We start from the raw sequence: 26,480 nt of genomic DNA on the forward strand, positions 1-26,480 counted from the left end.
CAAAAACGCGCGACATTCGTCACGCGTTTTTTGTTTTTGTAAATTTATGAATTGCTTTCCACGCTTCTTCTTTTCCAAGTCCTGTTTCAGAAGAGAATAGAACAATTTCATCGCCAATTTCAACAGCAAGCGTTTCTTTTACAACTTTTAAATGCTTTTGCCATTTCCCTTTTGGAATTTTATCGGCTTTCGTCGCAATAATAATTGTTGGGATTTCATAATGCTTTAAGAAATCATACATCATCACGTCATCACTTGTTGGTTGGTGACGTAAATCAACTACTAATACAGCTGCGTCTAATTGCTCACGCGTTGTAAAGTACGTTTCAATCATTTTCCCCCATGCAGCGCGCTCGGATTTAGATACTTTCGCATATCCATAACCTGGAACGTCAACAAAGTGCATCATCTCATTGATTAAGAAAAAGTTCAGCGTTTGCGTTTTTCCTGGTTTAGAAGAAATACGCACTAACTTTTTACGATTTAAAATTTTATTTATAAAGGAAGACTTCCCCACATTTGAACGACCTGCTAATGCAATTTCTGGTAAATCACTGTCTGGATATTGTTCTGGTTTAACAGCACTAATTACAATATCTGCTTTTGTTACTTTCATTGTTTCACTCCTACTAATGCGTGCTCCAATACTTCATCTAAATGAGATGCAAGCACAAACGTAAGGTTTTCTTTTACGCTCTCTGGAATATCATCTAAATCTTTCTCGTTTTCTGCTGGCAAAATAATTTTTGTTAAGCCTGCGCGGTGAGCACTTAATGTTTTTTCTTTTAAACCACCAATTGGTAATACACGACCACGAAGTGTAATTTCACCTGTCATACCCACTTCTTTACTTACAGGAATACCTGTTAGCGCAGAAATAAGTGCCGTTGCCATCGTAATACCTGCTGACGGTCCGTCTTTTGGAACTGCTCCTTCTGGAACGTGAATATGAATATCATTTTTCTCATGGAAATTCGGATCGATTTGAAGCTCTTCTGCACGAGAACGTATATAACTAAACGCAGCTTGTGCTGATTCTTTCATAACATCCCCAAGTTTCCCTGTTAAAATTAGTTTCCCTTTTCCTGGCGCTACAGAAACTTCAATGGCAAGTGTATCGCCGCCTGCTGCTGTGTAAGCTAGACCTGTTGCCATACCAACTTGGTCTGTTTTTTCAGCTTGCCCATAACGGAATATGTGTTTACCAAGTAAATCAACAATCTTTTTCTCTGTCACAACGATACGTTTACGTTCTGCTGTAACGATAATCTTCGCTACTTTACGGCAAACTTTTGCAATTTGGCGCTCTAGCGTACGAACACCAGCCTCACGTGTATAATAACGAATAATCTCAAGCAGCGCTTCATCACGCACTTGTAAATTACCTTTTCGTAAGCCATGTTCTTTTAATTGTTTCGGCAACAAATGCTCACGAGCAATGTGTACTTTTTCAAGTTCTGTATAGCCAGCAATCGAAATGATTTCCATACGGTCAAGTAATGGACCTGGAATACTTGAAAGTGTATTAGCAGTTGCTACAAACATAACTTTTGATAGATCATATGGTTCTTCAATGTAATGATCACTGAAGTTATGGTTTTGTTCTGGATCTAATACTTCAAGTAATGCCGCTGATGGATCTCCACGAAAATCGTTAGACATTTTATCAATCTCATCTAATAAGAAGACTGGATTAACTGTTTTCGCCTTTTTCATACCTTGAATAATGCGTCCTGGCATTGCTCCAACATATGTACGACGGTGACCACGAATTTCAGATTCATCACGCACACCACCAAGAGATACACGGACGAAGTTACGATTCAATGATGTTGCAATTGAACGCGCTAACGAAGTTTTGCCGACCCCAGGAGGGCCTACTAAACAAAGGATAGGTCCTTTTAATGAATTCGTTAACTTCTGTACAGCTAAATATTCAAGTACACGCTCTTTCACTTTTTCAAGACCGTAATGATCGTTATTTAAAATCTCTTCCGAATGAGCAAGGTCAATTATATCTTCTGTTGCCTCTGTCCACGGAAGCGCTAATAACCAATCAATATAATTGCGAATAACACCACTCTCCGCAGAACTTGCTGGTAACTTTTCATAACGATCTAATTCTTTCAGGGCAGCCTTCATTGTTTCTTCCGGCATTCCTGACTGTTCAATTTTCTCACGAAGTTCTTCTACTTCTCCGCCCTTGCCTTCTTTGTCGCCAAGTTCAGTTTGAATCGCCTTCATTTGCTCACGTAAGAAATATTCTTTTTGCGTGCGCTCCATGGAACGTTTCACTTTTTGCCCAATTTTCTTTTCTAGACTAAGTAACTCTTGTTCATCTTGAATAATTGAAATAAGTGTTTGTAATCGTTCTTTTACAGATACAATCTCTAAAATCTCTTGTTTCTGCTTCGTTTTAATTGGCAAGTGAGAAGCAATTAAATCAGCTAATCTCCCTGGTTCTTCCACATCAGCTACCGTTGCAAAAGTTTCATTTGAAACTTTTTTCGAAACTTTAATATATTGTTCGAAATGCTCCAGTAACGTACGCATAAAAGCTTTCTCTTCTAAATCATCTTCTACTTCTTCAGTTACCGTTTTAATAGACACTTGTACTACATTTTCTTCTTCGATAAACTCTATTACTTCTGCTCTATGTAAACCTTCCACAAGGACACGAAGCGTACCGTTCGGCAATTTTAACATTTGCTTCACTTTCGCCACTGTACCTACACTATATATGTCATCTTCTTTCGGATCATCGATATTCATTTCTTTTTGCATTGCTAAAAAGATGATATTTTCATCCATTGCCGCCTGCTCTAGTGCTTGTATCGATTTATCACGTCCTACATCAAGATGCAAAACCATCGTTGGATATACGAGAACGCCTCTTAATGGTAGGAGGGGCACGATTCTTTCGTTCGTATTCATACTAGACATAGCACCTCCATAATAAATTAAACTCCTGTTCAACTATTTTATATTACAATACACCTAGATGCAATTGCTGAGATTCCGCGCAATTGTAAATAGCTTGTTTTTCTACCTCACGAAAAGAAAAAGACTCCGATTAAGCATACAAACTTAAACGAAGTCTGGCAAATTTTATTATTGTTTATTTTTACATAGATTGTGCATCTGTTTCGTCTACGTGAGTATGTACATCTAGCTCTCTATGCATATTTTCTTGCATAAACGTTAACTCAAATACTTCTTTTAACTTACGAACAGGAATAATTTCAATTCCCTTAATCGTATACAAAAATGGTTGCATATTTTCAGCAGGAATAATGACTTTCTTAGCTCCCGCTTTTTTCGCAGCTTTTATTTTTGCGTACACGCCACCAATAGGTTTTACTTCTCCGTGTATACTTATTTCCCCTGTCATCGCTACTTCATTATTTACATACGTGCGGTGCACCGCAGAATATACACCTGTTGCCATAGCGATTCCCGCAGAAGGTCCATCAATTGGGATACCACCTGGAAAATTAATATGTATATCATATCCTTCTGGCAACACATCTAAAGAACGAAGTACTGTTAATACATTATCAACAGAGCCTTTCGCCATACTTTTACGACGAATCGATTTCGTTTGACTACCAATACTTTCTTCTTCCACAATTCCCGTAACATTTACCGATCCTTTATCTTTCGCCGGAATTGCTGTTACTTCAATTTCTAATAACGCACCTGTATTGGGTCCGTATACAGCAAGACCATTTACAAGACCAATCCTTGGAATCGGATAAATGCGCTTTTCATATTTCGGTGTAAGCTGACTTGAGTGAACAACCCACTCTATATCTTCATCCTTAATGAAAGAACGTTCTTCATTTATCGCCATACCCGCAGAGATTTGCACGAGATTAATCGCTTCTCGTCCATTCCTTGCATACATCCCAATCATTTCAATACCATTTTCACCTATTTGCATTTCCACTTTTTCCGCGGCATTTTTCGCTACTTTTTGAATTTCTTCCGTATCTAATTCACGGAAAAATACTTCTAAGCAACGTGACCGAATAGCAGGAGGAATTTCCTCTGGCGAACGTGTCGTTGCTCCAACTAAGCGAAAATCTGCCGGTAAGCCTTTTTGGAAAATATCATGTATATATGTTGGGATCATTGTATTTTCTTCACTATAGTACGCACTTTCTAAAAATACTTTTCGATCTTCTAACACCTTTAACATTTTGTTCATTTGAATCGGATGGAGCTCGCCAATCTCATCAATAAACAAAATACCACCATGTGCATCTGTTACAGCACCTTTTTTCGGTTGCGGAATACCTGCTTGCCCCATCGCCCCAGCACCTTGATAAATCGGATCATGCACCGAACCAATTAAAGGGTCTGCGATACCACGTTCATCAAACCGAGCTGTTGTCGCATCAAGTTCAATAAATGTTGCATTCGTACGAAATGGAGATTTAGGATTTCGTTTCGCTTCTTCTAATACAAGACGTGCTGCCGCTGTTTTCCCAACACCTGGTGGGCCATATATGATTACATGTTGCGGATTCGGACCACAAAGAGCCGCTTTTAACGACTTAATCCCGTCCTCTTGCCCTACAATATCTAAAAAGGTTGTAGGACGCACCTTTTCTGCTAGCGGCTCTGTTAAAGAAATCTCACGCATTTTACGAAGTTGTTCTAATTCTTTTTTCGATTCTCGATCAATTGAAACTTTTTGTGTTCGTTGATTTCGAAGTAAATGCCAGAAATACAATCCGACAATTACACCAAAAACAAGTTGAACAACTAAAAATATATTTGTCCAGCTCATTATTTATTTCCTCCCGCAATATTTTATCTCTTAGTATTTCCGCGGAGGAACGTAGCTAAACATAAAGAAAAACAGCAATTATAAAAATTGCTGTTTCCCTTTCGCATTCGCATTATGCAGATGTTTTTGTATCAAGTACAGTACCGTCTTGTAACACCAATTTTGGCGGCTCATTATCAGCTACTGTTTCTTTTGTAAGAATACACTTCTCGATATCTTTACGAGATGGAAGTTCGAACATTACATCAAGCATTAAGCCTTCAATAATAGAACGAAGTCCACGAGCACCCGTTTTACGTTCAATTGCTTTTTTCGCAATTTCGATTAGTGCACCTTCTTCAAACTCTAACTCAACATCGTCAAGCTCCAATAGTTTTTGGAATTGCTTAACAAGTGCATTTTTCGGTTTCGTTAAAATATCAACAAGAGCATCTTCATCAAGTGGCTCTAGGTTCGCAATAACTGGAAGACGACCGATAAACTCTGGAATTAAACCAAATCTTAAAAGATCCTCTGGTAATACGTGAGATAAAACATGCTTCTCATTTACATCAGCATTTTTCTTCTCAGAACCAAATCCAATTACTTTTTCACCAAGGCGACGTTTAATAATCGGCTCAATGCCATCAAACGCTCCACCACAAATGAATAAGATGTTCGTTGTATCAATTTGAATAAACTCTTGGTGCGGATGCTTACGACCACCTTGAGGTGGAACGCTTGCTACAGTACCTTCTAAAATTTTCAGAAGTGCCTGTTGCACACCTTCACCAGATACATCACGTGTAATTGATGGATTTTCGGACTTACGTGCCACTTTATCAATCTCATCAATATAAATGATTCCTTTTTCCGCTTTCTCTACATCATAATCAGCTGCTTGAATTAATTTTAGTAAGATATTTTCTACATCTTCACCAACATATCCAGCTTCTGTTAAAGATGTTGCGTCCGCGATTGCAAATGGAACATTTAGAATACGCGCTAACGTTTGTGCAAGTAATGTTTTACCACTACCTGTTGGCCCGATAAGTGCGATATTACTCTTCGCTAATTCTACATCATCAATTTTGCTGTTAGAATTAATGCGTTTGTAATGGTTATATACCGCTACCGCTAGTGCTTTTTTCGCGCTATCTTGCCCGATGACATACTCATCTAAGATTTCACGAATTTCTACCGGTTTCGATACATCTTTGAATTCTACTTCTTCGTCCTTCGCAAGCTCCTCTTGTACAATTTCAGTACAAAGTTCGATACACTCGTCACAAATGTAAACACCTGGACCTGCCACTAACTTTCGAACTTGCGTTTGTGTTTTACCACAGAAAGAACATTTTAATTGCCCTTTTTCATCATTAAATTTAAACATATTTTCACACCCCTTACAAAGTGCTAACCTCTTGCCTTCGTATGTACACGATAAATGTATCGTATGTAAATACATATTATGTCACTACGTGGCGAGAAATACAAATAATATGACTAGTTATGTACAAATAAAAAATTTTTAAAACTTTTGAAATATGTATATTCGACTTGTAAAGGAACTTTTCCTTCTCCATCGAAAAGTTTTATAAATATATTTCTATATTTATAAAACAAGGCACGATTTTAATCGTGCCTTGTTATTTTATTATGCAGCGTTTTCTACTAAGAAGTCTACAGCTTTACGCACTTTAAGATCTTCAGCTAAAGCGTCTACGCTTCCAAGAGCTTGCTTGATAGCGTCTACTGGCATACCGTACATTTCAGCCATTTTTTCAACTTCTGCAGTTACTTCTTCTTCAGTAACTTCGATGTTTTCAGCTTCAATGATAGCTTCAAGAACAAGATTGATTCTTACACGTTTTTGTGCATCTTCTTTCATTTGCTCTTTTAATTTGTCAGCGTCAGTACCTGTGAATTGGTAGTAAAGCTCAAGGTTCATACCTTGTTGGCTTAAACGTTGCTCGAATTCACGAACCATACGATCTAACTCAGTGTTGATCATAGCTTCTGGAATTTCGATTTCAGCGTTAGCAGCAGCTAATTCTACTACTTCGTCACGTACTTTGTGCTCAGCTTCGTGCTTTTTGCCTTCTTCTAAGTTTGTGCGAAGTTTTGCTTTTAATTCATCAAGAGTTGCAACCGCTTCGTCTGCTTCTTTAGCGAACTCGTCGTTTAACTCAGGAAGTTCTTTTGTTTTGATTTCATGAATTGTTACTTTGAATGTTGCTGGTTTGCCAGCTAATTCAGCAGCATGGTACTCTTCTGGGAATGATACTTCAACGTCTTTAGACTCACCAGATTTAAGACCGATTACTTGCTCTTCGAAACCTGGGATGAATGTACCAGAACCGATTGCTAGAGAGTAGTTTTCGCCTTTTCCGCCTTCAAATGCTTCGCCATCAACGAAACCTTCGAAGTCGATTACAGCTGTATCACCGTTTTCAACAGTTCCTTCTTCTTTAACAACTAGTTCAGCTTGACGCTCTTGTAAAGATTTTAATTCGTTCTCTACATCTTCATCAGTTACAGTTGTTTCAACTTTTTCTACTGCTAAACCTTTGTACTCACCTAATTTAACTTCAGGTTTCACTGTAACTTTTGCAGTGAAGATAAGGTTAGCATTTTTTTCGAACTTCTCGATGTCGATTTCAGGATGATCAACTGGGAAGATACCAGCTTCTTCAATCGCTTCACCGTATGCTTTTGGTAAAATGATATCTAAAGCATCTTGGTATAAAGATTCAATACCAAAGCGTTGTTCGAATAATGGACGAGGCATTTTTCCTTTACGGAAACCTGGTACGTTAATTGTTTTTACTACTTTTTTGAACGCAGCGTCGATAGAGTTGTTTACTTCTTTAGCATCAACTTCGATTGTTAAAACGCCAACGTTACCTTCTAATTTTTCCCATTTTGTAGACATTTATTCTTTCCCTCCAACTATAATAATGTATGCACATACCTCTATAGATTAAGATCTTCATTATCTCTTTTTTGAAATAACAAATACACAAATAATCCTCTAGCAAAAGCTTTCAGATATAATGTTCCAATCTACTAATTGCCCAGAAGACAACTACGGTATATTTTGTTCGAGAATAATATGAAACATATTAAGTAAGAGAATTACACTTCTCTTCTCTTACAAACAGGCAGTTTTCTGCCTTTTGCAACCCTTATATTATAACATAGAATATGCTCGTTTCAAGAACTGAACGATTCTTTTTCATAATTATACGGGCAAATATCCTTCTCTTTCAACACGTAATAACCATTGATAGGCAATATGAAACTCTTCCAATTCGATATTGTATGCTGCCATAAGCTCTTCTTCATCAATAGCCAATCCGAAACGCTTTCTTCCAATTCTCTCTAAAACAGCTGACCAAATCTCTTCTTTATCCATTAATAGAGCGAATGGGAAAATGCTAATTTGCAATTCTTTCCAATATGTAACCATCGCTTCAAATATATCGGGATAATTTTGCTCTAATCGACTTGATAATTTATGTATAATGTTATTGGATTGCTCCTCATTATGACCTGTAAATGCTGGAATTACCTTAATCGTATTCCCAAACTTTTCTACCTCTATTTCCTCTTCTACCTGACTTTCTATCATTTTATACAAAATAGAAGTTTTCAAATAGGGGTGTTGCTCTTCGTCTATTAAAAATTTCTTTAAAACAGGTAATGCAAGATCTAAGTCTTTTAACGAAAGTCGCTGAATCGCTCTTAGCTTCTGTCCAAAGTTTTCTCCAAAAATTTCATTAGTAAACTCATCCAACTCAAAATTTGAATCCACTAGCGATGCGTCTCCCTCATTTAGCATACCTTCTGCAAATAAAGCAAGCTGCGCTAATTTTTCCTTTTGATCAGGCATTATATCTTTCGTTTGTAAAACCTTTTCAACAGTTTCAATAACACCTTCATAATCATTTGTTTGAACTAAAATAGTCACGTACGTTTCAAGAATATCACCAAATAAGACAACTCCTGTTTTAAGCAACTGTTCACATTTGTCTTTCGCTTCTTCCATACGTTTTAATTCGAGTAAACAAATAACTGAAGCTAATTCCGTTTGTTCCGTTTCCGCATTATACTGACGTAATATTTCAAAGCAGCGCAATGCATCTTCGAACTTCCGCTCTTTCAGCGCTAAAAAACCTTCATCAATATAGCGCTCTGATAGCTGCGGAAACAATACGACCGTATTTTCTTTTTTATCCATACGTCCGCCTCTTTTTCTTGATTTTAATTATGTTCAAAGTAAATATATCAAATGCGTAATGAGAACACAACATCCCAAAACTATTTGTTTGAAATATGAAAATATTTAATTTTTACATTCCAATACAAATAAATCTCTACTAAAAATTAAAATTGTACAAGTAAAAATCCCCAGCAACAAACGCAGAGGATTCATCATTAATGGAAAGCTTTTATAATTGTGGGGTATATTACAAGGGTAATAATTTGGAGAACAATAATTGCCATAACAATCATGCTAAAATAGAAGATTGGTTTACTTCGCTTCATTAAAAACATAATAATAAGCATCGTACAAGCAAACAAACTTAAGAAGAACAAACTTGTTGTCGAACTAAGTATACCACTTGGGACAAAGAACAATAACACTACACTACAAGTACCTATAATTCCAAATAACCATTCCATTCATTCACTCATTCCCTTTCCCTCTCATGGCTGTTTTCTCTAAGCAATCAAATGTTTCACAACATCAACTACATACGTTAATTTCTCATACGCTACAAATCCAAAAGCAACCGTCAAGCCCGTTACAACTAATCCTTTCATCATTTCTGCCTCCTCGTTTTATCGTTGTTATCTTCATTATATAAGATTAGCAATTTCTTACCATCGAACTACCTTACAGTTACCTTACAGAATTGTAAGATTTCAAAAAGAGATTGAAAAACACCTCATATCGCTTGAGGTGCTTTCACGGAATTTATTTATAATCACTTGCAAAATTAACTTTTTCTCTTTGTTATTTTTCGGAGAATCCACTCTTAAACTAATAGATTTACTAAAAATTTTTGGATTGAAATAATAACAAAAATCTGTTTGAGGACAGTATACACAATACACATCTATCTCTTCTTTATTCACTTCTTTTGTAGTGACTCCGCTTGTCGTAGAATAACTAGATCGGAATCTAACTTCTAGTATCCCTCTTGCATTCAATTCTCTATATTTCACTTGTACCCTTTTAAATCTCCCGTCTTTATACACTACAAGATCAAACGGCGAATGCTCTGTTTGTGGCATTAAAATCATGTATCCTTTTTCATACAAATCAACTTGTGCCTTTAAAACAGCTAAATCTCCTTTTGTTTTTGTATGATGGTACACTTCTTCTCAGCACCTTTTTACATATTTTATAATAATATTCGTTCCTTTTCTTAACTTACCTCCCAATATTTTCTCATTAAAAGAACACCCTTTGTTAAAATCATGTTAATATATTTTTGTGCAATTAAGAATTTTTTTGCAAGGGGGATTATATATGTTCAAAAAAGTAGCTGCCGATGTTTTAGGATTAAGCGATGTAGGTTCTGTCATTACACCGAAAGATTACGATAAAGTCGATGCTGATGATTACGTAATGCATGAAGATGGAGAGAAAATTTACTTTCTAATTAAATCGAAATCAGATGAATATTGCTTCACAAACAAAGGATTACTCCATCTAGATGGTACAAGTGCGACAAGTAAAAAACGTACACTACGCCGCTTTAGTTATAGCAAATATCAAATTAAAAACGTAGCACTTGAAACTGCCGGAACGATTGATTTAGATGTAGAAATTAAGTTTCAAATGGGCGATGAGCATTACTCAATTGATGTTCATAAAAAACATATTGAAGAATTAAAAGATTTATATAAGGCTTTACTTAAAATCGAAGAAATTTCATACGACAACGATATTACATTACAATATGCACACAAAAGTTTAGATATGGCATCTAATGCTTTCAGCCGTATTTCAAACGCACAAGTAAACTTAGCAGAGCAATTTAAAGAGATGAACGAGATCGCCTTTAACTGGCTTGTTGATACGAAGAAACAATATAATGTGAAAGATTATGGTTTTGTCTTTGACAAGTTTATTAACAACTAATTTAAAACAAACAAAAAACCTTGTTATCAGAAGATAACAAGGTTTTCTTAGCGTCCCAGGAGAGATTCGAACTCCCGCTCCGCCCATTTCCTTACTACTTTATATATTTTGATCGCAGTCTTAATATATCTTCTCCTTCGCGAATGCCTGCCGATCCTTTCCTCACATTTTTTACGACAGTCCAATTCGGGTTAGTTTCATCACCGATGTTCTGTACTGTAAAATTGCCATCACCATATTTCCGGTGACCTTCTGCCAATTTCTCCGTTAAATCATTCTCATTTGATCTCGCCATCTTTGCGCCATCTCCCTTTTTATACGACCTTCTTAAACCATCTAACCAATCACAGGTCCAGTCAATTGGAGATTCTCGTTTTCCGCTTCTATTAATTGTAACACACTAACAGGAATAAGTTTCGATAACGGTTGCTCAATCGTACTAGAGCGGTAAAAAGTTTTATAATATTGTAAGTGAACAGTTAGGAGAATCTGGATATGGATTTGAGTTCCACCATAAACCTATTGATTCTTTAAATTAAATAAGAGGAATAGGGCGCAACAGTTATAGGCAAAGGGCAACCACCTTTTGTAGGTGGTACGGAAATACCTCCAACTAAAGGTGAAATTAGAAGAAAACAATAGATAAGAGGTGTACTTATGTCTTTATACGAATTAGAAAAAGTTGATTTTATGGGCTACAATAAAGAAGAAAAAATAGCCTATTTAGTCATCGCTGATGAATTAGACTGGTCTGATGAGGAAAAACATATTGAATTACTGCAAGAAAAAATCAATTTGTATTTGGGCTTTATAGAAAGTGACGAGGTTTACGAAAGGTATCCTGAAGTAAAAGGGTATCGTTTTGTTATTAAGATATTGGGGAAATATCTTTTTACTGAATGGGGCAAAGAATTTTTAGAAAAGGTTGATGAGGTTCTCGTTGAAGCTGGATATGGTTTTCAATACGTGCATAAACCATTTGATGAGCCTGAACAAACAAATAATATAACTGACTAGCAAAGAGCTTTTTTAAGCGCTCTTTTTAATGCACTTTAATCTGTTGCATATACTCATTATCATATATCCCGTTATAATATTTTTTAACCTCTTGCACATACATCAATTTGTAGACAAACAAAAAACCTTGTTATCAAAAGATAACAAGGTTTTTTTAGCGTCCCAGGAGAGATTCGAACTCCCGACCCGTCTTTAACCTAAATATATAAACACTAGTATAATCCGTTTGTTGAATCGTTCATTGTTTCGGCCAACTGACCATTTGTTAAAATTCTACCTTATTATATACCTTATCGTCAAGATGATGCTTTTTCAATTAATTGACCTATTCCCTACCCCATATAATCAATTTCTAATTGAATTATAGTACAATTTCTCGACGCAATCTTTTTCATAAGCAGTCAAAAAAATTATAAAACACATGCTTTTTCCTGTTATAATGTCTCTATTTCTAAATCTACTTCTAATTCTAGAGCTTCGTTACATGCCTTAAATAACATTTCAAACATGTCTTTACCGCCACTTGTGTAGAAATAGTTAGATAAGTCTGTTATATCTGTTGAAATATTATCTCCCCAAGGTGGTTGCTTAGATAAATCTTCAATGTCCCACACTACTTCTGATGGTGAGAATAGTTTTAATTTTTCACGAGCTTCTTTCGCTTCCTCAATCGCCTTTGGGATATTTTTGAGTGTTAACCTTCCATTATATAGTTCTTTCATTAAGTGTGGATATCTTGTTCCCCAACCTTCTTTTTCTAAATGAAAACTAATAGTTGAGAAAAATGAATGTACAAAATCCGATGTACCTAATCTATACCATAGAAAATCTGCTTTAAATCCTGTTGCCATATTCAATCACCTTATTTCAGTTTAAGATGCTAACAGTAAAAGTTAAGGTGTTTTATCTGCTAAACTTTTTCGTATTACAATATCTATTTCTACTTCTTGTGCATCATCAAATGCGTGAAATAGCAGGTCGAAATAGGTAACTCCTCTAGATGTGGCATAATATGTAGTTAAATCTGTCACTTGTGGTGGAAGCTGTTGCCCATCCCAAGGAGGTCTCTTTTCTAAATCTTCAATATCCCATACCACTTCATCGGGTTTCTTTTTTTGTAATACACTTTGAATCTCTTTTAAATTTTCTCTCGCTTCTTTTACATCTTCCCAACTTAATTTTTCAAAGTACAAATCTTTCATAAGTAAAGGATATTTTGTCCCCCACCCTTCAGGTTCTGTATGGTAAGACATTGTTGAAAAAAAGCTGTGTAACAAATCAGGATGACCTACTTCATAAAAAATAACATCTACGCCAAATCCTACTGTCATCTTCAATTCCCTCCTTTATATTATTGTTTTTTAATTTTCACTGTTACTTGATTATTTGTTTTATCAAGAATCTTTTTCTTTAGTTCTAAAATCTCTCTAGCACCAATCTCTTGTCCCCGAATGTCAACAACCATTGATTGAGTAGTTCCTTCAGGTAAGTTTTTTAATCTCGCCTCCACTTGTTTCCCGATAACATACGCTAATCTCGTTCTCTTAGCTGATGTAGACACATCATAATTTTTCACTTCGATTGCATGTTTAACCCCTTCACTATATAAATCAGGAATAGAAGAACCTTTTGTTTTTTTCTCTAACTCTTCGCCATCTTTAAAAATAACTTGTTCTCGATAGTTGGGGTTCTCTTTCCCTACGTCAAGTTCAGACTGCCTCCATGAAGGTCTAGCAAACATAAGATAACCACTTACAGCGTCCCGATGGTGGTAATGTACTAAGTATAGCTTCACCAGTTAGACCAACACCTGCAAAAGCAGGTTGTAAACGTGGTGGCGTAATCTGAGTTATTTTAGAGAATCTAGCTCCTCTAGCAAGTGTAGAAACTTTATCCAACCCTTTACCTCCAAGGAATCCTAATCCGACCGATGTTACAAGGTAAGAACCCCAACGAAAGCCACTTTCAACATCACCATGCCAAACATCATCCATAAAAGAATCTGAAAAGGCATTCCACATGGCAGGGAGAGTTTCGTCATAATTGACAACTGCATCCCACATGTCTGACCATGTTTCATCGTCACCTAACGTTTTAAATCCTTCCCAAGCATCTCCAACACCTTTTCCTGCACCATCATAAAGACCATCCCAAGCTTTCTCTAAATCAGATTTTGGTTTGCCACACATTGCACCTTCTTCAATTGAATTATCAGCCTGACGATTCCTATCTTCTGCAATCGCTTCAATAGAAGTCACCCACTCCATATTTAATTCTTTCGTACTAAATGTACCACTTGCAGGACTAAATCCTTTTCCACTTTGTACTTCTGAAAGACCTGTTGCAATACTAGCGGCTAGTTGAAGTACTGTTGCGTAATTATTACTAGACGTTCGATTAAATTCATATAGATGTTCTAATTTTTCCTGAATTTTACGCCGCATCTCAATAAAAAGATTTACCATAGCGTCCATGCCCGAGATTGGCATAGCTTGATTGAGTGCTTCTGTACTTGCTATCATTCGGTCAATCTCTCGAATTTGTTCTAACAGTTCTTGTTCAACTACATCTGTGGAAGCAACTTGTGATTGAAATTGATTTGGAAAGGCATCATTCTGACGGATTAATTCTTCACATAAATAAATGATTCCTTATGCTAAAGGACGAAAAGTTTCTGCGAAGAATGCTTTTGCACTATCGTAAGTTTGCCCTTGTAGAACAGTATCGCTTGTAAAAGCATCAATCGACTGAATGGCTTGTTCCATACCTTGAATGGTAGAGGAACATACAGCGTTCATGCTATGAGTTTGGCTTTGTACTTCTCCCAAATACATATTTAAACTCATGCATTGATCCTCCTTCTTTATAAAGCATTTTATAAGAAAATTATACCATGTATGGTTATTTCACTGTTCCAAATATTAGAAATTACTAACAGGGAGAATGAATGCAATTAGTTACATAATTGAAAATAAAATTGTTAGACATAACTAACAATTGGGGGTGTATTTTTTTATAATACAATTTGTCACATAAAAAAATAAGCCCCCTAACTCGTTAGCGACCGCACATTGTACGATTCAACTTACGAATTAGAGAGCTTATATATTGCGGACTTTGACGTCACCGCAAAAGGTTTTTTTAGCGTCCCAGGAGAGATTCGAACTCCCGACCGTACGCTTAGAAGGCGTATGCTCTATCCGGCTGAGCTACTGGGACATGGAGCGGGTGAAGAGAATCGAACTCTCGACCAGAGCTTGGAAGGCTCCTGTTTTACCACTAAACTACACCCGCATATGTTATTTTATTTTTCTTCGTTAGCGCCGTTGCCCTATCGACAATATTTATTATATGTATAACCATACATAAAGTCAACACCTTTTTTAAAAGAGGATAATTTTTCTTATCCTCTTTTAAAAACTGCTTGTTCAACTAGCTGTCCGTCTAACGTTTCAAAACGAACTTCCATTTGATTTTCATCCATTTTTAATAAAGCAAATGTCTTTTCTACACGCTGACGTGGTAATAAAACACTGCCTGGGTTAATAAATAAAACGCCGTTGATTAATTCTGCACCTAATACGTGAGAGTGTCCGAAGCACGCAACTTGCGCCCCTACCTCTTCTGCATGGTACGCTAATGTTTGCAATGTCATTTTCACGTTATGACGATGTCCGTGCACAACTAAGAAACGAATGCCATCTACATCAGTTACGATTTCGTCTTGAAAGTTAGCATAATCACAATTCCCTTTTACAACATGGAAACCTTACAACTCTTCATGAGCAGGCGTTAGCTCCGAATCACCGCAATGAATCATGATATCTACTTTCCCTTCATATTTCTCTTTTAACTGCTGTAATTCCTTCACAGAGCTATGACTATCGCTTACGATTAAAGCTTTCATCAATCTCTCTCCCTTATTCTCCTAAAAACCATTCCGGGATTTTTTCTTCTAATTTACGAAGAGCACGTCCGCGGTGGCTAATGGCATTTTTCTCATCTGAGCTTAGTTCCGCCATCGCTTTTTTATATTCTTCCACATAAAAAATCGGATCATATCCAAAGCCGTTTTCTCCGCGGCGCTGTTCTAAAATATATCCTTCACACGTCCCGTTTACAATAACAGGCTTTTTATCACCTTCAGGGAAAGCTACTGCTAATGCACAGTAGAAGCGAGCTTTACGCTTATCAAACGGTATTTCATTTAATTCTTGTAACACTTTATCAATATTCGCTTGATCATCTTTCGGCTCTCCAGCAAAACGAGCTGAATACACGCCTGGCTTTCCATTTAAAGCATCTACAATAAGACCTGAATCATCTGCGATTACAATTGCATTCAACTGTTTGCTCAGACTATCCGCTTTTAAAATCGCATTTTCCTCAAATGTTTCACCAGTTTCTTCGACTTCTTCAATATGAGGAAAATCGTGTAATGATTTCACTTCTAAATCAAATCTCTCAAATAACTCAGCAAACTCACGTACTTTACCCATATTTTTTGTCGCTACAACAACTTGTTTCATACTTTCCACCTCTACTCTATATGAGATACGATGTCACCTAAAGCTTCTTTTTGCATATCAATCAGTTGGAAAATGCCTTGTTCCGCAGCATCAAGTAGTTCATTTAACTGCGCTCTACTAAACGTCGCTTCTTCTCCAGTTCCTTGCACCTCAACAAACTGGCCTTTTCCAGTCATAATCACGTTCATATCAACGTCTGCTTTAGAATCTTCTGCATAGTTTAAATCTAAAACAACACCTTGCTCTTCAACAATTCCTACTGACGTTGCTGCTAAATAATCTTTTACTGGAATTTTAGATACTTTTTCTGCTTGTAATAATTTCTCGAAAGCTAATACCATCGCTACATATGCACCTGTAATAGAAGCTGTTCTCGTTCCACCATCTGCTTGGATGACATCACAGTCAATCCAAACTGTTCTCTCGCCAAGCGCTTCTAAATCAACTACCGCACGTAATGCTCGTCCAATTAGACGTTGAATTTCCATTGTACGTCCTGTTACTTTCCCTTTGCTTGACTCCCTAATCGTACGTTGTTCTGTTGCACGCGGAATCATCGCGTATTCAGCTGTTACCCATCCTTTTCCTTCTCCACGCATAAACGGTGGTACACGCTCTTCAATTGTTGCTGAGCAAATCACCTTTGTATCCCCAACTTCAATTAATACAGATCCCTCTGGATGTTTTAAATAATTCGTATGAATATGTATATGGCGTAATTCTGTTTTCTCTCTACCATCTACTCGCATAAAAATAACCTCCTCTTAATTACTACTCGTTAGTATAGCCAAATTTAAATGTATGATATGTATACAATAAAAGAAGGAGAACCCAAAAAGCAATTCTCCTTTCTTACTTAAGTATATCAAATTATTCAAGATTAAAAACTACCTGTATTCACGTTTTCTGGACGATCTACAGGTTTTATTAACTTTCCGCCCTTTTCATCTATAAGATTTGCTTTTCCATTTACTTCAATAGAAATATTTTTCACACCTTTCTTTTCTGTTAAAGATAAAACTAACGACTTCAATACGTAATTTGAAATCATATTTTTATCTGGGTTTACAAATATATTTTCATTAAAGTTTAATGTAAGATTTCCGTCTTGTAATTTCGGATTCGTAATAAGCTTAACGCCTGGATTAAAATCATTCAGGAGCGATTGATGGATCGGACCTTTTACAAGCTCATCTATAATTGCTGCATAGTCATTTTCTTTACCTTCCGCAACGCGGCGTGTGACTGGTACGTAGTATTGCTGTTTATTATTATTTTGCGCCATAAAATACAGTGTGACTGGTTTTGTATTTGTTACATCTGCTACTTGTTCATCATCGAAGTTAATACCATTTGCACGGCTCACTCCTTCACCAAGCGGTGTACCACCAACCGGCATCTTTGCCAATTTCTCACCATTTATTTGGAACTGCACTTGTTTTATCTCTGTAAATTGCGTCAACGTCCAAGCTATAGATTCAACGATTTGACGCTCTTCTTCTTTCGCATAGTTTTTCATTTCTTTAGAGAAATCAATAACTGCCGTTCCGTCCTTTTTCAAATCTAAGGTCATCGTTGTATTCGCCGGAATGACTGCACGAAACCCATTTGGTAATAAATTCGTTACCGGTCCATCTTTCACAAGGTATTCTAACGTTTGCTTCACAGTCTCATTTGCTTTCGGAGTAGGTATAGCTAACGTTTGTGGTACAACATAACCATTTTTATCAACAAGGTATAGTTCTCTATTTACCATTTGCCCTTGCTTATCTTTTTTAGCTACTTCTTTCTTCCCACCCTCTGTATACGTAACTTGTTTTGGCGGATCAATTTGTTCAGTTGCTTTCTCTTGATTTATAAAGCCACACCCTGTTAGTAAAACAGCGCTCACAGTAGCACCAACAACCCATTTAAAAGTGGATTTAGGCATGCCATTCCCCCCCTAAAATCTAAGTTTGTACTATTATGTATACGAGCTGTTTCACGTTTTAGAACAATCTGTGCCTCTTATAAATTGAAACTTTAATCAGCAGGGGTCTTACTACCCAGCAAATAGCAAGATAAAACAAAAGCTCCTGATTTCTCAGGAGCTCACTTATATAAATTCTACTATTATTCTTTTTCTAAATGAATATGCTTCACATTTTCAATCGGTTGACCAAACCATTTTGATGCAATTTCTTTAAACAAGCCTATTTTTCCTGTTGTTAAGAAGAGATGATCGCTTTGTTCTTCTCCTTCATTCAACATTTTACTATGATATAAGATTGTACTTACTTCACGTGCTGTTTCATCACCAGAACTAATTAGTTGCACTTTATCTCCCATTACTTTTTTAATAACAGGTCCTAAAATCGGATAATGTGTACAACCTAATATAAGTGTATCAATATCGGTACTTTTCAGTGGTTGCAGCGTTTCTCTTACAACTTCATACGCCATTTCACTTTCGAAATTCCCACTCTCTACAAGTTCAACGAAAGGTGGACAAGCTAAACTTTCTACCATAACACGGTTATTAATAGACTTTAACGCCTCTTCGTATGCACCACTTTTCACCGTTCCAATCGTTCCAATAATCCCAACGTGATACGTGTTTGTCACTTTTAAAGCTGTACGTGATCCTGGGTGAATAACTCCTACTACTGGAATTGGTAATTGTTTTTGCATCTCTTCTAATACAACTGCAGTTGCTGTATTACACGCAATAACTAACATTTTAATATTTAAATCTAGTAAATGCTCCGTCATTTCCCACGTAAATTGACGTACTTCTTCTCGAGAACGTGGACCATAAGGACAACGTGCTGTATCTCCTAAATATATGATACGCTCTTTCGGCAATTGACGAATTAATTCCTTCGCTACTGTTAAACCGCCAACTCCTGAATCGATAACACCGATTGCTCTATTCAACTTCATCACCCGTTTTCTCATTCATCATCTTTTATGTTTATCATTATATTTTACACACTTTAAGTTCGCTCACTTCAAATGCTTCTGTATGAAAATTTTCATTTGCCCATGTATAGACTAGGACCTTTTTTATTTTGCTCCTTTTTTTCGTAATTTGCAAGATAGAAAAATAACCGACCTTCTATAAGAAAGTCGGTTTCTTCTATATAAAGTGCATATTCATTGCTCCATCTTTTTTTGAAAAGAAGACATTCCCATTAATAAGAAGAAATGAGCAGAAATTAAAATGACGATAATTTATTTACAGCCCTTTTTATAGCCTTACCTATTTCCACGCTAGACTGTGGATTTTGTCCTGTAATTAAATGACCATCTACTACTACATGCGGCGTAAAATTGGGGGCTACATAAAACAAAGCTCCTTCTTCTTTCAACTTACTTTCTAACAAAAACGGAACGCGCTTTTCTAAATGTACAGCTCTTTCTTCATCGTTTGTATAACCTGTTATACGCTTACCCGCAACAAAAAACGAGCCATCCTTATTTTTCACACCGACTAAAGAGCTTACTCCGTGACAAACAGCCGCTACAATCCGGTTATTGTTATACATATTCTCAATCAAATTTGCTACATATGGATTACCTGGAAAATCTACAATCGCCCCGTGCCCACCACAAAATAAAACCGCATCATAATCCGAAAAATGAACATTTGAAATCGGCCTCGTATTTTGCAATAAAGAAGCTACATGCTTGGATTCGCGAGGTATACCATTCGGAATAGACACTCTATCTATAGGTACTCTCCCACCTTTTATTGACACAATATCAACATCAAACTTAGCCTTTTTAAATACATGATAAGGAGCTGCGAGCTCTTCCAGCCACAAACCAGTCGGGTGTCCATTCATATCATGAGCACTTGTTGAAACTAACAGTATCCTTTTCAACATATCCCCTCCTTATTACCTATTTATGTATGGAGTGTTCTTATCATTCATATAGCAAGTGAAGCAAACAAAAAATAGCCGACTTTTATATAAAAGTCGGCTGCTTTCTTATAATTCGAGCTCTCCCATACGAAGAAGCTCCACAACTGCTTGTGAACGTCCTTTAACCCCTAGCTTTTGCATTGCGTTTGAGATATGGTTGCGAACTGTCTTTTCACTTATAAAAAGTTCACCTGCAATTTCCTTCGTTGTTTTATCTTGAACCAGCAATTCAAATACTTCTCTCTCTCTCTTTGTGAGTAAAGGTTTAGATTGATACGCTTTTTCCTTCAACTGGTATAACCCTCCTTGCTTAAGCCAGAGCTGTGTATGTGTAAGTTGGGTGTTTATTTAGTCAAGATATTGTATGAACGAAATGTGCAGGTGGTGAATAAAAATGGGCTTTATTTCCTATGTTATTTTAGACTTTTATACAGTGCGTACACTCTTTTTATCCACTTACTTTCCAACGCGCCATATTTGTTCTAGCAATATACTTACAACCGTACCTACAAATAAACCATTACCGAATATATATTGCATAATAGACGGCAAGGATTGGAGTGCTCCAGACGGTAAAAACATTACGCCGCTGCCAAATAATACTGCAACGCCTAAGATCGTTACATTCCTTTCACTCATCGGCACTTGTTTTATATTATTAAATCCAATTCCAATTAACTGTACGAACGAAGCCATTAAAACAGCCGATGCAACAGCTGATGGTAAAGATGCTAAGTAACGAATAATACTTGGAAAAAGAGACATTACGACTAGTAATGCACATGCCATTAAGAACGATCGTATATACTTTTGTTTTGTTAAACGTATAAATCCTGCCGTTGCTGGTAACGGAACGACACCTACAGTTGAAAATACAGAAGAGATGAGATGTGAAATCCCCCCAACCCATGTTCCATCTTTCAACTGTTTTTGTTCAATAGTCGCTTTATGAATAGTTGCTTGATTAATTGCTATAATAGCTGCCACCGTATTCGAAACTAAAATACATACCATAACGAAACTGGATACAGCCATACCAGTATTCCATTTTGGAAGTCCCCAAGCAAATATATGTGGAAGTTGCACAAAATGAGTTACTTGAGATGGGATTGTCACTTTTCCTGCAATGAGAAAAATAATCCACCCACTAATTAATCCTATTAAAACTGCATAACTTTTGACAAAGCCTTTTCCAAAATTAGATAGTATAATAACGAACAGAAATATACTAAACGCGATCATTGCTGTAAATCCGTCGATTTGAGAAATAGTAGCTGTAATTCCTAACATTCCTTTTAAAAATACACCACTTAATTGTAAACATAATAAAAGTAAAAACGTCCCTGTCACAAGCGGCGTAAATAAAAATAAAATACGTCCTATAAAACCAGTTACTCCTAATCCTATTAAAATAACACCGGAGATTATTATTCCTAATTCTAAAATTTGCAGTGTACTATGTAATTGATCCTGTCCGGCCGTTGCATAAGCAAGTACGGTAAATACACCAACCCAAGATCCAGCCGGCCCATCCGCAATTGGCAGTCTATGCCCAAGCCACCCTTGTAAAAAAGAAGATATACCAACTACAAAAAACGTACGCTGCATTAAATAAAATATTTCTTCCGTCGTAAGATGAAATAATCCGCCAACGACAATTGGTAGTGCGATTGAATTTGCTAATAAAAATATAAACCATTGCAAAGTTCCCATAATATGATTTTGGTTATGTTGATTGTCCAATTTTTTCATCCCTTCTAGCTTTCCTATAAAAATATATTGTAAGAATAAAAAAGAAGAGTTCTATACTCACCATTAGAACCCTCCTCAAAATATTTAAACGATTCTTCTACACAAGATTATTTAATTCCACCTCATTTAAACTTCCAACAACAATATTTCCTTTATACACGACTAAACGTTTTTCTGTTTGACGCGCTACTGCTTCAGCAGCGCATGTCGCATTCGTCAAAACAAAGCTCGCTTCATCCCCTACATTCGGCCATACTCGCTTCCCTTCATTATTTAACGTTTCTTTTCCTCCTGTAATAAAGCGGAGTGCTTTTCCTAAAGACCTTTCGTCACTCCACCCAAAACGCTCTGCTAATCGATTCGCCTTTTGAAGCATATCACCTGTTCCAAACGGTGACCAATGATCTGTAATGCTATCATTGCCTAATGCAACCTTAACACCTTTTTTATCTAATAACGGAATTGGGATTACTTGTTTACCAATTGGCACTGTTGAAGTAATATCAATATTTACATTTGCGAGTCTTTCTGCCACTTCTTCAGCCTCTTTATCAGTAACACCACCAAGTCCAAGTGCATGACTAATCGTTACACGGCCTTGCCATCCTGCTTCTTCTGTTAAACTTGCCAATCTCTTCATCGTAAACGTTCCAAGATTATTCGCATCGTGCAAATGAATATCAACATCCGCATTAAATTCTACTGCGATATCCATAATTGTATGTAATGACTTTTCAATGTCATTATCTACTGTAGCTGGATCTACTCCTCCGACTAGATGAGCACCCATACGCATCGCATCTTTCACGAGTTGCACAGAATCACTGCGCAATAATCCATGTTGCGGAAACGCAACAATTCTACTAGACACTCGATTTTTATATGTTTCTAATGCCGCTAACGTCGCCTCCAGATTACCAAGCCCAATAATCGGATCGACATTACAATGCGTTCTAATATTCGTTGCACCATTTTGCAGTAGTAACTCTAGCATATTTTCCGCTCTATTTTGGGCAGTCGCTAATTGCTTTGGTAAAATTTTTTCTTCTTCATTAAAACGTGTAAAAATACTTTCTGCTGGCATACAAGCTTTCCATGGGCCACTATAATATGTTTTATCAATGTGAATGTGCATCTCTTTGAAAGCTGGCAACATTAATAAGTTCTTAGCATCAAAAGTTACTATATCTTCCTCTTGAACAATCCCTTTTATAATTTTTTTAATTCGACCATCTTCAATAAGTAAACTGCATAATTCTGTTTCTGTTTGTGAAATTCTCTCTTCTTCATATGTATATCCTGATTCAAGCATTACGTTAGTCAACCAATATACTGTCATCTCTATTTCCCCACCCTTTATTAAAAATCACCTCATAACTACAAGTTTAATATCCACTGAAAATTAAGACAATTAATACGATCACTTCTCACAAAAAAATGTAATACAACCCCATAGTCTTCTCATAAATTTCCATATAGAATAAAAGTATGCAGTTTGATATAAAAAGGAGTTGATTGGAATATGTCAAAAAAGTTATGTAAATCCGAAACTGATAAAATGCTATTTGGTATATGTGGTGGTTTAGGAGAATATTTTGATATTAGCTCTACTCTTATTCGTATCATTTGGGTTATTGCTGTTTTATGTTTTGGGACAGGATTTTTAGTTTATTTCATTTGTTTATTACTTATGCCACGTTCGTACTAACGGCATTATTTCACATACTTAAGAAGAGAAATCACCTATAGAATCCTATAGGTGATTTTTTCATGAAGAATATTTCATCGTTAAATGTAATACCGCTACTTCTTCTTCTTCATTTTTATAAATATGCTTCTTATTCGCTTCAAATTGAATGGAATCAAACTCATTTAATTCGTATACATCATTCTCCACTTGAATAGACACTTTCCCTTTCATTACCGTTACAAGCTCAATCGCACCTTCATGATGAGCTTCTGGCTCATATATACTATTTGATCGTAAACAAGCGCGGTGCATTTCCATCCCTGTTTCTTTCGTATAACGGAACATCGTTTCTAAATGCCACGCTTGTCCTTCATCTACTGCAAATCCTTCTCCACAGCGCGCAACAGCTACAGGTTCTCCAACAACCATTAATCTGGATAAAGGAATTGATAACCCTTTCGTTATTTTCCAAATGACAGCTAGTGTCGGATTTGTTTCCCCTCTTTCGATCTTTCCTAATGTTAATTTACTAACTCCTGTTTTATGAGCTAATTCTTCTAAACTTAATTTCTGTTCATTTCGAATTTGTCTCAATAACTGTCCAACTTGTTGAATGACTTCTTTCGTTTGCATATCTTCATTTTCTTTCATATATAAAACCACCTTAAAGTATAAAATAGTTTACTTTTAATAATTAAAAGTATATCATACTATACATAATTATTTATTTTCGAAAGGAGTGTTATACTTCATGCGCGCAATTTTATTAGGTCTTTTATCATCGGCCTTTTTTTCTGCAACCTTTATTATTAATAGAGCAATGAATGTATCTGCAACGAGCTGGGCTTGGACAGCTTCCTTCCGTTTTTTATTTGCTCTTCCTATTTTATTCCTTATCGTTTTATTTCGCAAAAACTTTAGGGGATTATGGGAAGATTTAAAAAAACATCCATTGGCATGGATCGGATGGGGTTCTGTTGCCGGTATTGGTTTTTATTCTTTATTAAGTTTCGCAGCTGTCTTTTCTCCAGCTTGGCTCGTTGCTGGAACTTGGCAAGTTACGATTTTAGCTGGTTTACTACTATCACCACTATTTTTCGTGAAAATAGAAACAAAATCAGGTACGAAACTTGTACGTGGAAAAATTCCACTTCGTAGCTTATATGTTGCATTATTTATTTTACTTGGTGTAATTTGTATGCAAGCAACTGCCGCAGGCCATATTACAATGACTCAGTTCATTTCAGGTTTTTTACCTGTCGTATTAGCCGCTTTCTTATATCCGTTCGGTAACCGAAAAATGATGGAGCTTGTTGGTGGACGCCTTGATACGTTCCAACGTGTATTAGGAATGGCAATTGGAAGTCTTCCTATAACAATCTTGCTTGGTATATACGGATTTTCTACTACTGGCATTCCAACATCCAACCAAATACTTCAAGGATTTTTGTTAGCATTATGTTCCGGCGTTATTGCAACGATGACATTTTTCTTTGCTACTGACTTAGCAAAAGATAACCTCGCTCTACTTGGAGCTGTTGAAGCAACACAAGCTGGAACGATGGTCTTTACCGTACTTGGAGAAATCATTTTCTTAAATGGTTCACTCCCTGGAGGACTTTCTCTCATCGGAATGATTATTATCATGTTAGGAATGGTTGCAAATAGTATTTTAAACCGTTCTGTTCCAGTCGTTAAACAGAAAAAATCGGCATAAAAAAAGGGTATGGTTCTATAGAGATGAACCATACTCTTTTTTATTGTCCCCCTATTTCGCCTTATCAGAATAGTATTTCATTGGCTGCTTATACTAAAACTTATGTTATAATACGTTTCATGCGCATTAATAGGAGGTAAATTATGTTAAAAAAAGCAATCGCTGAATTTATTGGTACATTTGTACTTGTATTATTCGGAACTGGAGTAGCTGTCACTGGCGGCGGAATTGAAGGAATTGGAACATTAGGAATCGCTATGGCTTTCGGTCTATCTATTGTAGCTATGGCATATAGCATCGGAACAATTTCTGGATGTCACATTAACCCAGCAGTATCAGTAGCTATGTTCATCAACAAACGAATGAACGCTATGGAACTTTGTTATTATGTATTAGCTCAAATTTTAGGTGGTTTATTAGGAACTGCAACGTTAGTAACAATTTTAAAATCTGCTAAAACACCTTTAGATAATTTAGGACAAAATGGTTTCGGAACTCTTGGTTTATCTGGAGCATTTTTAGTTGAGTTCATTTTAACTTTCGTATTTATTTTAGTTATCGTTGCTGTAACAGGTAAAAAAGGAAGTTCTTCTTTAGCTGGACTAGTAATTGGTTTCACATTAGTTTTAATTCACTTATTAGGAATTCCGTTAACTGGAACATCTGTTAACCCAGCTCGTAGTATCGCACCAGCTTTATTTGTTGGTGGAGAAGCACTTTCTCAACTATGGGTATTCATCGTAGCACCAATTCTTGGTGGTATCTTCGCAGCTATCGTAGGTAAATTCATTTTAAATACTGAAAAATAGAATTTTCAATATTTCTGAATAAAAAAAGGCGAGCCCTGGTCATCTCCCTGTCAAGTAGACAGTAATAAAAAGAGTATTATGCCACGGCCTTTTCCCGATATTCTATCGGGGAAAGGCCGTGAAGTTT

At 36.3% G+C, this 26,480-nt stretch carries 24 protein-coding genes, 2 tRNA genes and 4 pseudogenes; 6 read left to right on the top strand and 24 right to left on the bottom strand.

What is annotated here, in order from left to right:
* Nucleotides 1-19 precede the first annotated feature (19 nt).
* The 8 genes and pseudogenes from ysxC to MR169_RS02575 form a co-directional block, all read right to left on the bottom strand.
* Nucleotides 20-616, bottom strand: coding sequence for a ribosome biogenesis GTP-binding protein YsxC (gene ysxC / locus MR169_RS02540; protein ID WP_000869116.1), 597 nt, complete (start codon nucleotides 614-616; stop codon nucleotides 20-22).
* Nucleotides 613-2,943 carry an endopeptidase La gene (gene lon, locus MR169_RS02545; RefSeq protein ID WP_000097285.1) on the bottom strand — a complete coding sequence of 777 codons (2,331 nt, stop codon included), beginning with the start codon at nucleotides 2,941-2,943 and terminating at the stop codon, nucleotides 613-615. The genes ysxC and lon overlap by 4 nt, the downstream gene beginning before the upstream one ends.
* Nucleotides 2,944-3,124: 181 nt before the next feature.
* Nucleotides 3,125-4,795: an ATP-dependent protease LonB gene (gene lonB / locus MR169_RS02550; RefSeq protein ID WP_000119179.1), complete on the bottom strand. Its 1,671-nt coding sequence runs from the start codon at nucleotides 4,793-4,795 to the stop codon at nucleotides 3,125-3,127.
* 112 nt (nucleotides 4,796-4,907) lie between these two features.
* Nucleotides 4,908-6,167, bottom strand: a complete 1,260-nt coding sequence (gene clpX / locus MR169_RS02555; protein ID WP_242318843.1) for an ATP-dependent protease ATP-binding subunit ClpX — start codon at nucleotides 6,165-6,167, stop codon at nucleotides 4,908-4,910.
* Nucleotides 6,168-6,431: 264 nt separating this feature from the next.
* Nucleotides 6,432-7,709, bottom strand: coding sequence for a trigger factor (tig, locus tag MR169_RS02560; protein ID WP_000105215.1), 1,278 nt, complete (start codon nucleotides 7,707-7,709; stop codon nucleotides 6,432-6,434).
* 309 nt (nucleotides 7,710-8,018) lie between these two features.
* On the bottom strand, nucleotides 8,019-9,017 hold the full coding sequence (locus MR169_RS02565; RefSeq protein ID WP_000358274.1) for a hypothetical protein: 999 nt from the start codon (nucleotides 9,015-9,017) through the stop codon (nucleotides 8,019-8,021).
* A gap of 197 nt (nucleotides 9,018-9,214) precedes the next feature.
* A complete protein-coding gene (locus MR169_RS02570; RefSeq protein WP_001983650.1) occupies nucleotides 9,215-9,463 on the bottom strand; it encodes a hypothetical protein in 249 nt (82 codons plus the stop codon).
* A gap of 295 nt (nucleotides 9,464-9,758) precedes the next feature.
* Nucleotides 9,759-10,162 (bottom strand): annotated as a pseudogene (locus MR169_RS02575) (group I intron-associated PD-(D/E)XK endonuclease).
* 154 nt (nucleotides 10,163-10,316) lie between these two features.
* Between MR169_RS02575 and MR169_RS02580 the strand changes: the two are divergent.
* Nucleotides 10,317-10,931 (top strand): PH domain-containing protein, encoded by a 615-nt coding sequence (locus MR169_RS02580; protein WP_000475205.1) that lies wholly within the window; start codon nucleotides 10,317-10,319, stop codon nucleotides 10,929-10,931.
* A 94-nt stretch (nucleotides 10,932-11,025) separates the two neighbouring features.
* On the opposite strand, the gene MR169_RS02585 is transcribed toward MR169_RS02580, so the two are convergent.
* Complete coding sequence (locus MR169_RS02585) at nucleotides 11,026-11,226, bottom strand: hypothetical protein (RefSeq protein WP_000124460.1); 201 nt, start codon at nucleotides 11,224-11,226, stop codon at nucleotides 11,026-11,028.
* A 151-nt stretch (nucleotides 11,227-11,377) separates the two neighbouring features.
* Between MR169_RS02585 and MR169_RS28425 the strand changes: the two are divergent.
* Nucleotides 11,378-11,470: pseudogene (locus MR169_RS28425) on the top strand (DUF6572 domain-containing protein); the annotation flags it as partial.
* Nucleotides 11,471-11,588: 118 nt separating this feature from the next.
* Nucleotides 11,589-11,948 carry a DUF6572 domain-containing protein gene (locus MR169_RS02590; RefSeq protein WP_000061064.1) on the top strand — a complete coding sequence of 120 codons (360 nt, stop codon included), beginning with the start codon at nucleotides 11,589-11,591 and terminating at the stop codon, nucleotides 11,946-11,948.
* A gap of 434 nt (nucleotides 11,949-12,382) precedes the next feature.
* Here the strand turns inward: MR169_RS02590 and MR169_RS02595 are convergent, their stop codons facing one another.
* From MR169_RS02595 to MR169_RS02665, 14 genes and pseudogenes are all read right to left on the bottom strand, one after another.
* Nucleotides 12,383-12,799 (bottom strand): immunity 70 family protein, encoded by a 417-nt coding sequence (locus MR169_RS02595; protein ID WP_016118675.1) that lies wholly within the window; start codon nucleotides 12,797-12,799, stop codon nucleotides 12,383-12,385.
* Nucleotides 12,800-12,841: 42 nt separating this feature from the next.
* Complete coding sequence (locus tag MR169_RS02600) at nucleotides 12,842-13,279, bottom strand: Imm70 family immunity protein (RefSeq protein ID WP_044796513.1); 438 nt, start codon at nucleotides 13,277-13,279, stop codon at nucleotides 12,842-12,844.
* A 20-nt stretch (nucleotides 13,280-13,299) separates the two neighbouring features.
* Nucleotides 13,300-14,794, bottom strand: a pseudogene (locus MR169_RS28285) (T7SS effector LXG polymorphic toxin).
* A 299-nt stretch (nucleotides 14,795-15,093) separates the two neighbouring features.
* Nucleotides 15,094-15,167 (bottom strand) — tRNA-Arg (locus MR169_RS02615).
* Between the two features lies 1 nt (nucleotide 15,168).
* Nucleotides 15,169-15,242, bottom strand: a tRNA-Gly gene (locus MR169_RS02620).
* 109 nt (nucleotides 15,243-15,351) lie between these two features.
* A pseudogene (locus MR169_RS02625) lies at nucleotides 15,352-15,855 on the bottom strand (metallophosphoesterase).
* A 13-nt stretch (nucleotides 15,856-15,868) separates the two neighbouring features.
* The gene (locus tag MR169_RS02630) at nucleotides 15,869-16,477 is read right to left on the bottom strand and encodes an XTP/dITP diphosphatase (RefSeq protein ID WP_000815929.1); all 609 of its coding nucleotides are present in this window, start codon (nucleotides 16,475-16,477) and stop codon (nucleotides 15,869-15,871) included.
* 11 nt (nucleotides 16,478-16,488) lie between these two features.
* Complete coding sequence (gene rph, locus MR169_RS02635; protein WP_001261765.1) at nucleotides 16,489-17,226, bottom strand: ribonuclease PH; 738 nt, start codon at nucleotides 17,224-17,226, stop codon at nucleotides 16,489-16,491.
* A gap of 131 nt (nucleotides 17,227-17,357) precedes the next feature.
* Complete coding sequence (gene gerM / locus MR169_RS02640) at nucleotides 17,358-18,407, bottom strand: spore germination protein GerM (protein WP_001126746.1); 1,050 nt, start codon at nucleotides 18,405-18,407, stop codon at nucleotides 17,358-17,360.
* 182 nt (nucleotides 18,408-18,589) lie between these two features.
* Nucleotides 18,590-19,399 carry a glutamate racemase gene (racE, locus tag MR169_RS02645; protein ID WP_000774005.1) on the bottom strand — a complete coding sequence of 270 codons (810 nt, stop codon included), beginning with the start codon at nucleotides 19,397-19,399 and terminating at the stop codon, nucleotides 18,590-18,592.
* Between the two features lie 275 nt (nucleotides 19,400-19,674).
* Nucleotides 19,675-20,346 (bottom strand): type 1 glutamine amidotransferase domain-containing protein, encoded by a 672-nt coding sequence (locus MR169_RS02650; RefSeq protein ID WP_242318845.1) that lies wholly within the window; start codon nucleotides 20,344-20,346, stop codon nucleotides 19,675-19,677.
* A gap of 105 nt (nucleotides 20,347-20,451) precedes the next feature.
* Nucleotides 20,452-20,676: a spore germination transcription factor GerE gene (gene gerE, locus MR169_RS02655; RefSeq protein ID WP_000659484.1), complete on the bottom strand. Its 225-nt coding sequence runs from the start codon at nucleotides 20,674-20,676 to the stop codon at nucleotides 20,452-20,454.
* Nucleotides 20,677-20,841: 165 nt separating this feature from the next.
* Nucleotides 20,842-22,137: a purine/pyrimidine permease gene (locus tag MR169_RS02660; RefSeq protein WP_016118683.1), complete on the bottom strand. Its 1,296-nt coding sequence runs from the start codon at nucleotides 22,135-22,137 to the stop codon at nucleotides 20,842-20,844.
* Nucleotides 22,138-22,234: 97 nt separating this feature from the next.
* Nucleotides 22,235-23,476 (bottom strand): amidohydrolase family protein, encoded by a 1,242-nt coding sequence (locus MR169_RS02665; RefSeq protein ID WP_000219559.1) that lies wholly within the window; start codon nucleotides 23,474-23,476, stop codon nucleotides 22,235-22,237.
* Nucleotides 23,477-23,659: 183 nt separating this feature from the next.
* Between MR169_RS02665 and MR169_RS02670 the strand changes: the two genes are divergently transcribed.
* Nucleotides 23,660-23,845 (top strand): PspC domain-containing protein, encoded by a 186-nt coding sequence (locus tag MR169_RS02670; protein ID WP_000038411.1) that lies wholly within the window; start codon nucleotides 23,660-23,662, stop codon nucleotides 23,843-23,845.
* Between the two features lie 60 nt (nucleotides 23,846-23,905).
* Here the strand turns inward: MR169_RS02670 and MR169_RS02675 are convergent, their stop codons facing one another.
* Nucleotides 23,906-24,478, bottom strand: a complete 573-nt coding sequence (locus MR169_RS02675) for a helix-turn-helix domain-containing protein (protein WP_000661924.1) — start codon at nucleotides 24,476-24,478, stop codon at nucleotides 23,906-23,908.
* Between the two features lie 100 nt (nucleotides 24,479-24,578).
* Here MR169_RS02675 and MR169_RS02680 point away from each other — a divergent pair, with 100 nt between their 5' ends.
* A complete protein-coding gene (locus MR169_RS02680; protein WP_242318846.1) occupies nucleotides 24,579-25,544 on the top strand; it encodes a DMT family transporter in 966 nt (321 codons plus the stop codon).
* 143 nt (nucleotides 25,545-25,687) lie between these two features.
* Nucleotides 25,688-26,353, top strand: a complete 666-nt coding sequence (locus MR169_RS02685; RefSeq protein ID WP_000913213.1) for an aquaporin — start codon at nucleotides 25,688-25,690, stop codon at nucleotides 26,351-26,353.
* Nucleotides 26,354-26,480 lie beyond the last annotated feature (127 nt).

It is taken from the genome of Bacillus cereus group sp. BfR-BA-01349 (assembly GCF_022663795.1).
In the GTDB taxonomy this organism is placed as follows: Bacteria; Bacillota; Bacilli; order Bacillales; family Bacillaceae_G; genus Bacillus_A; species Bacillus_A cereus.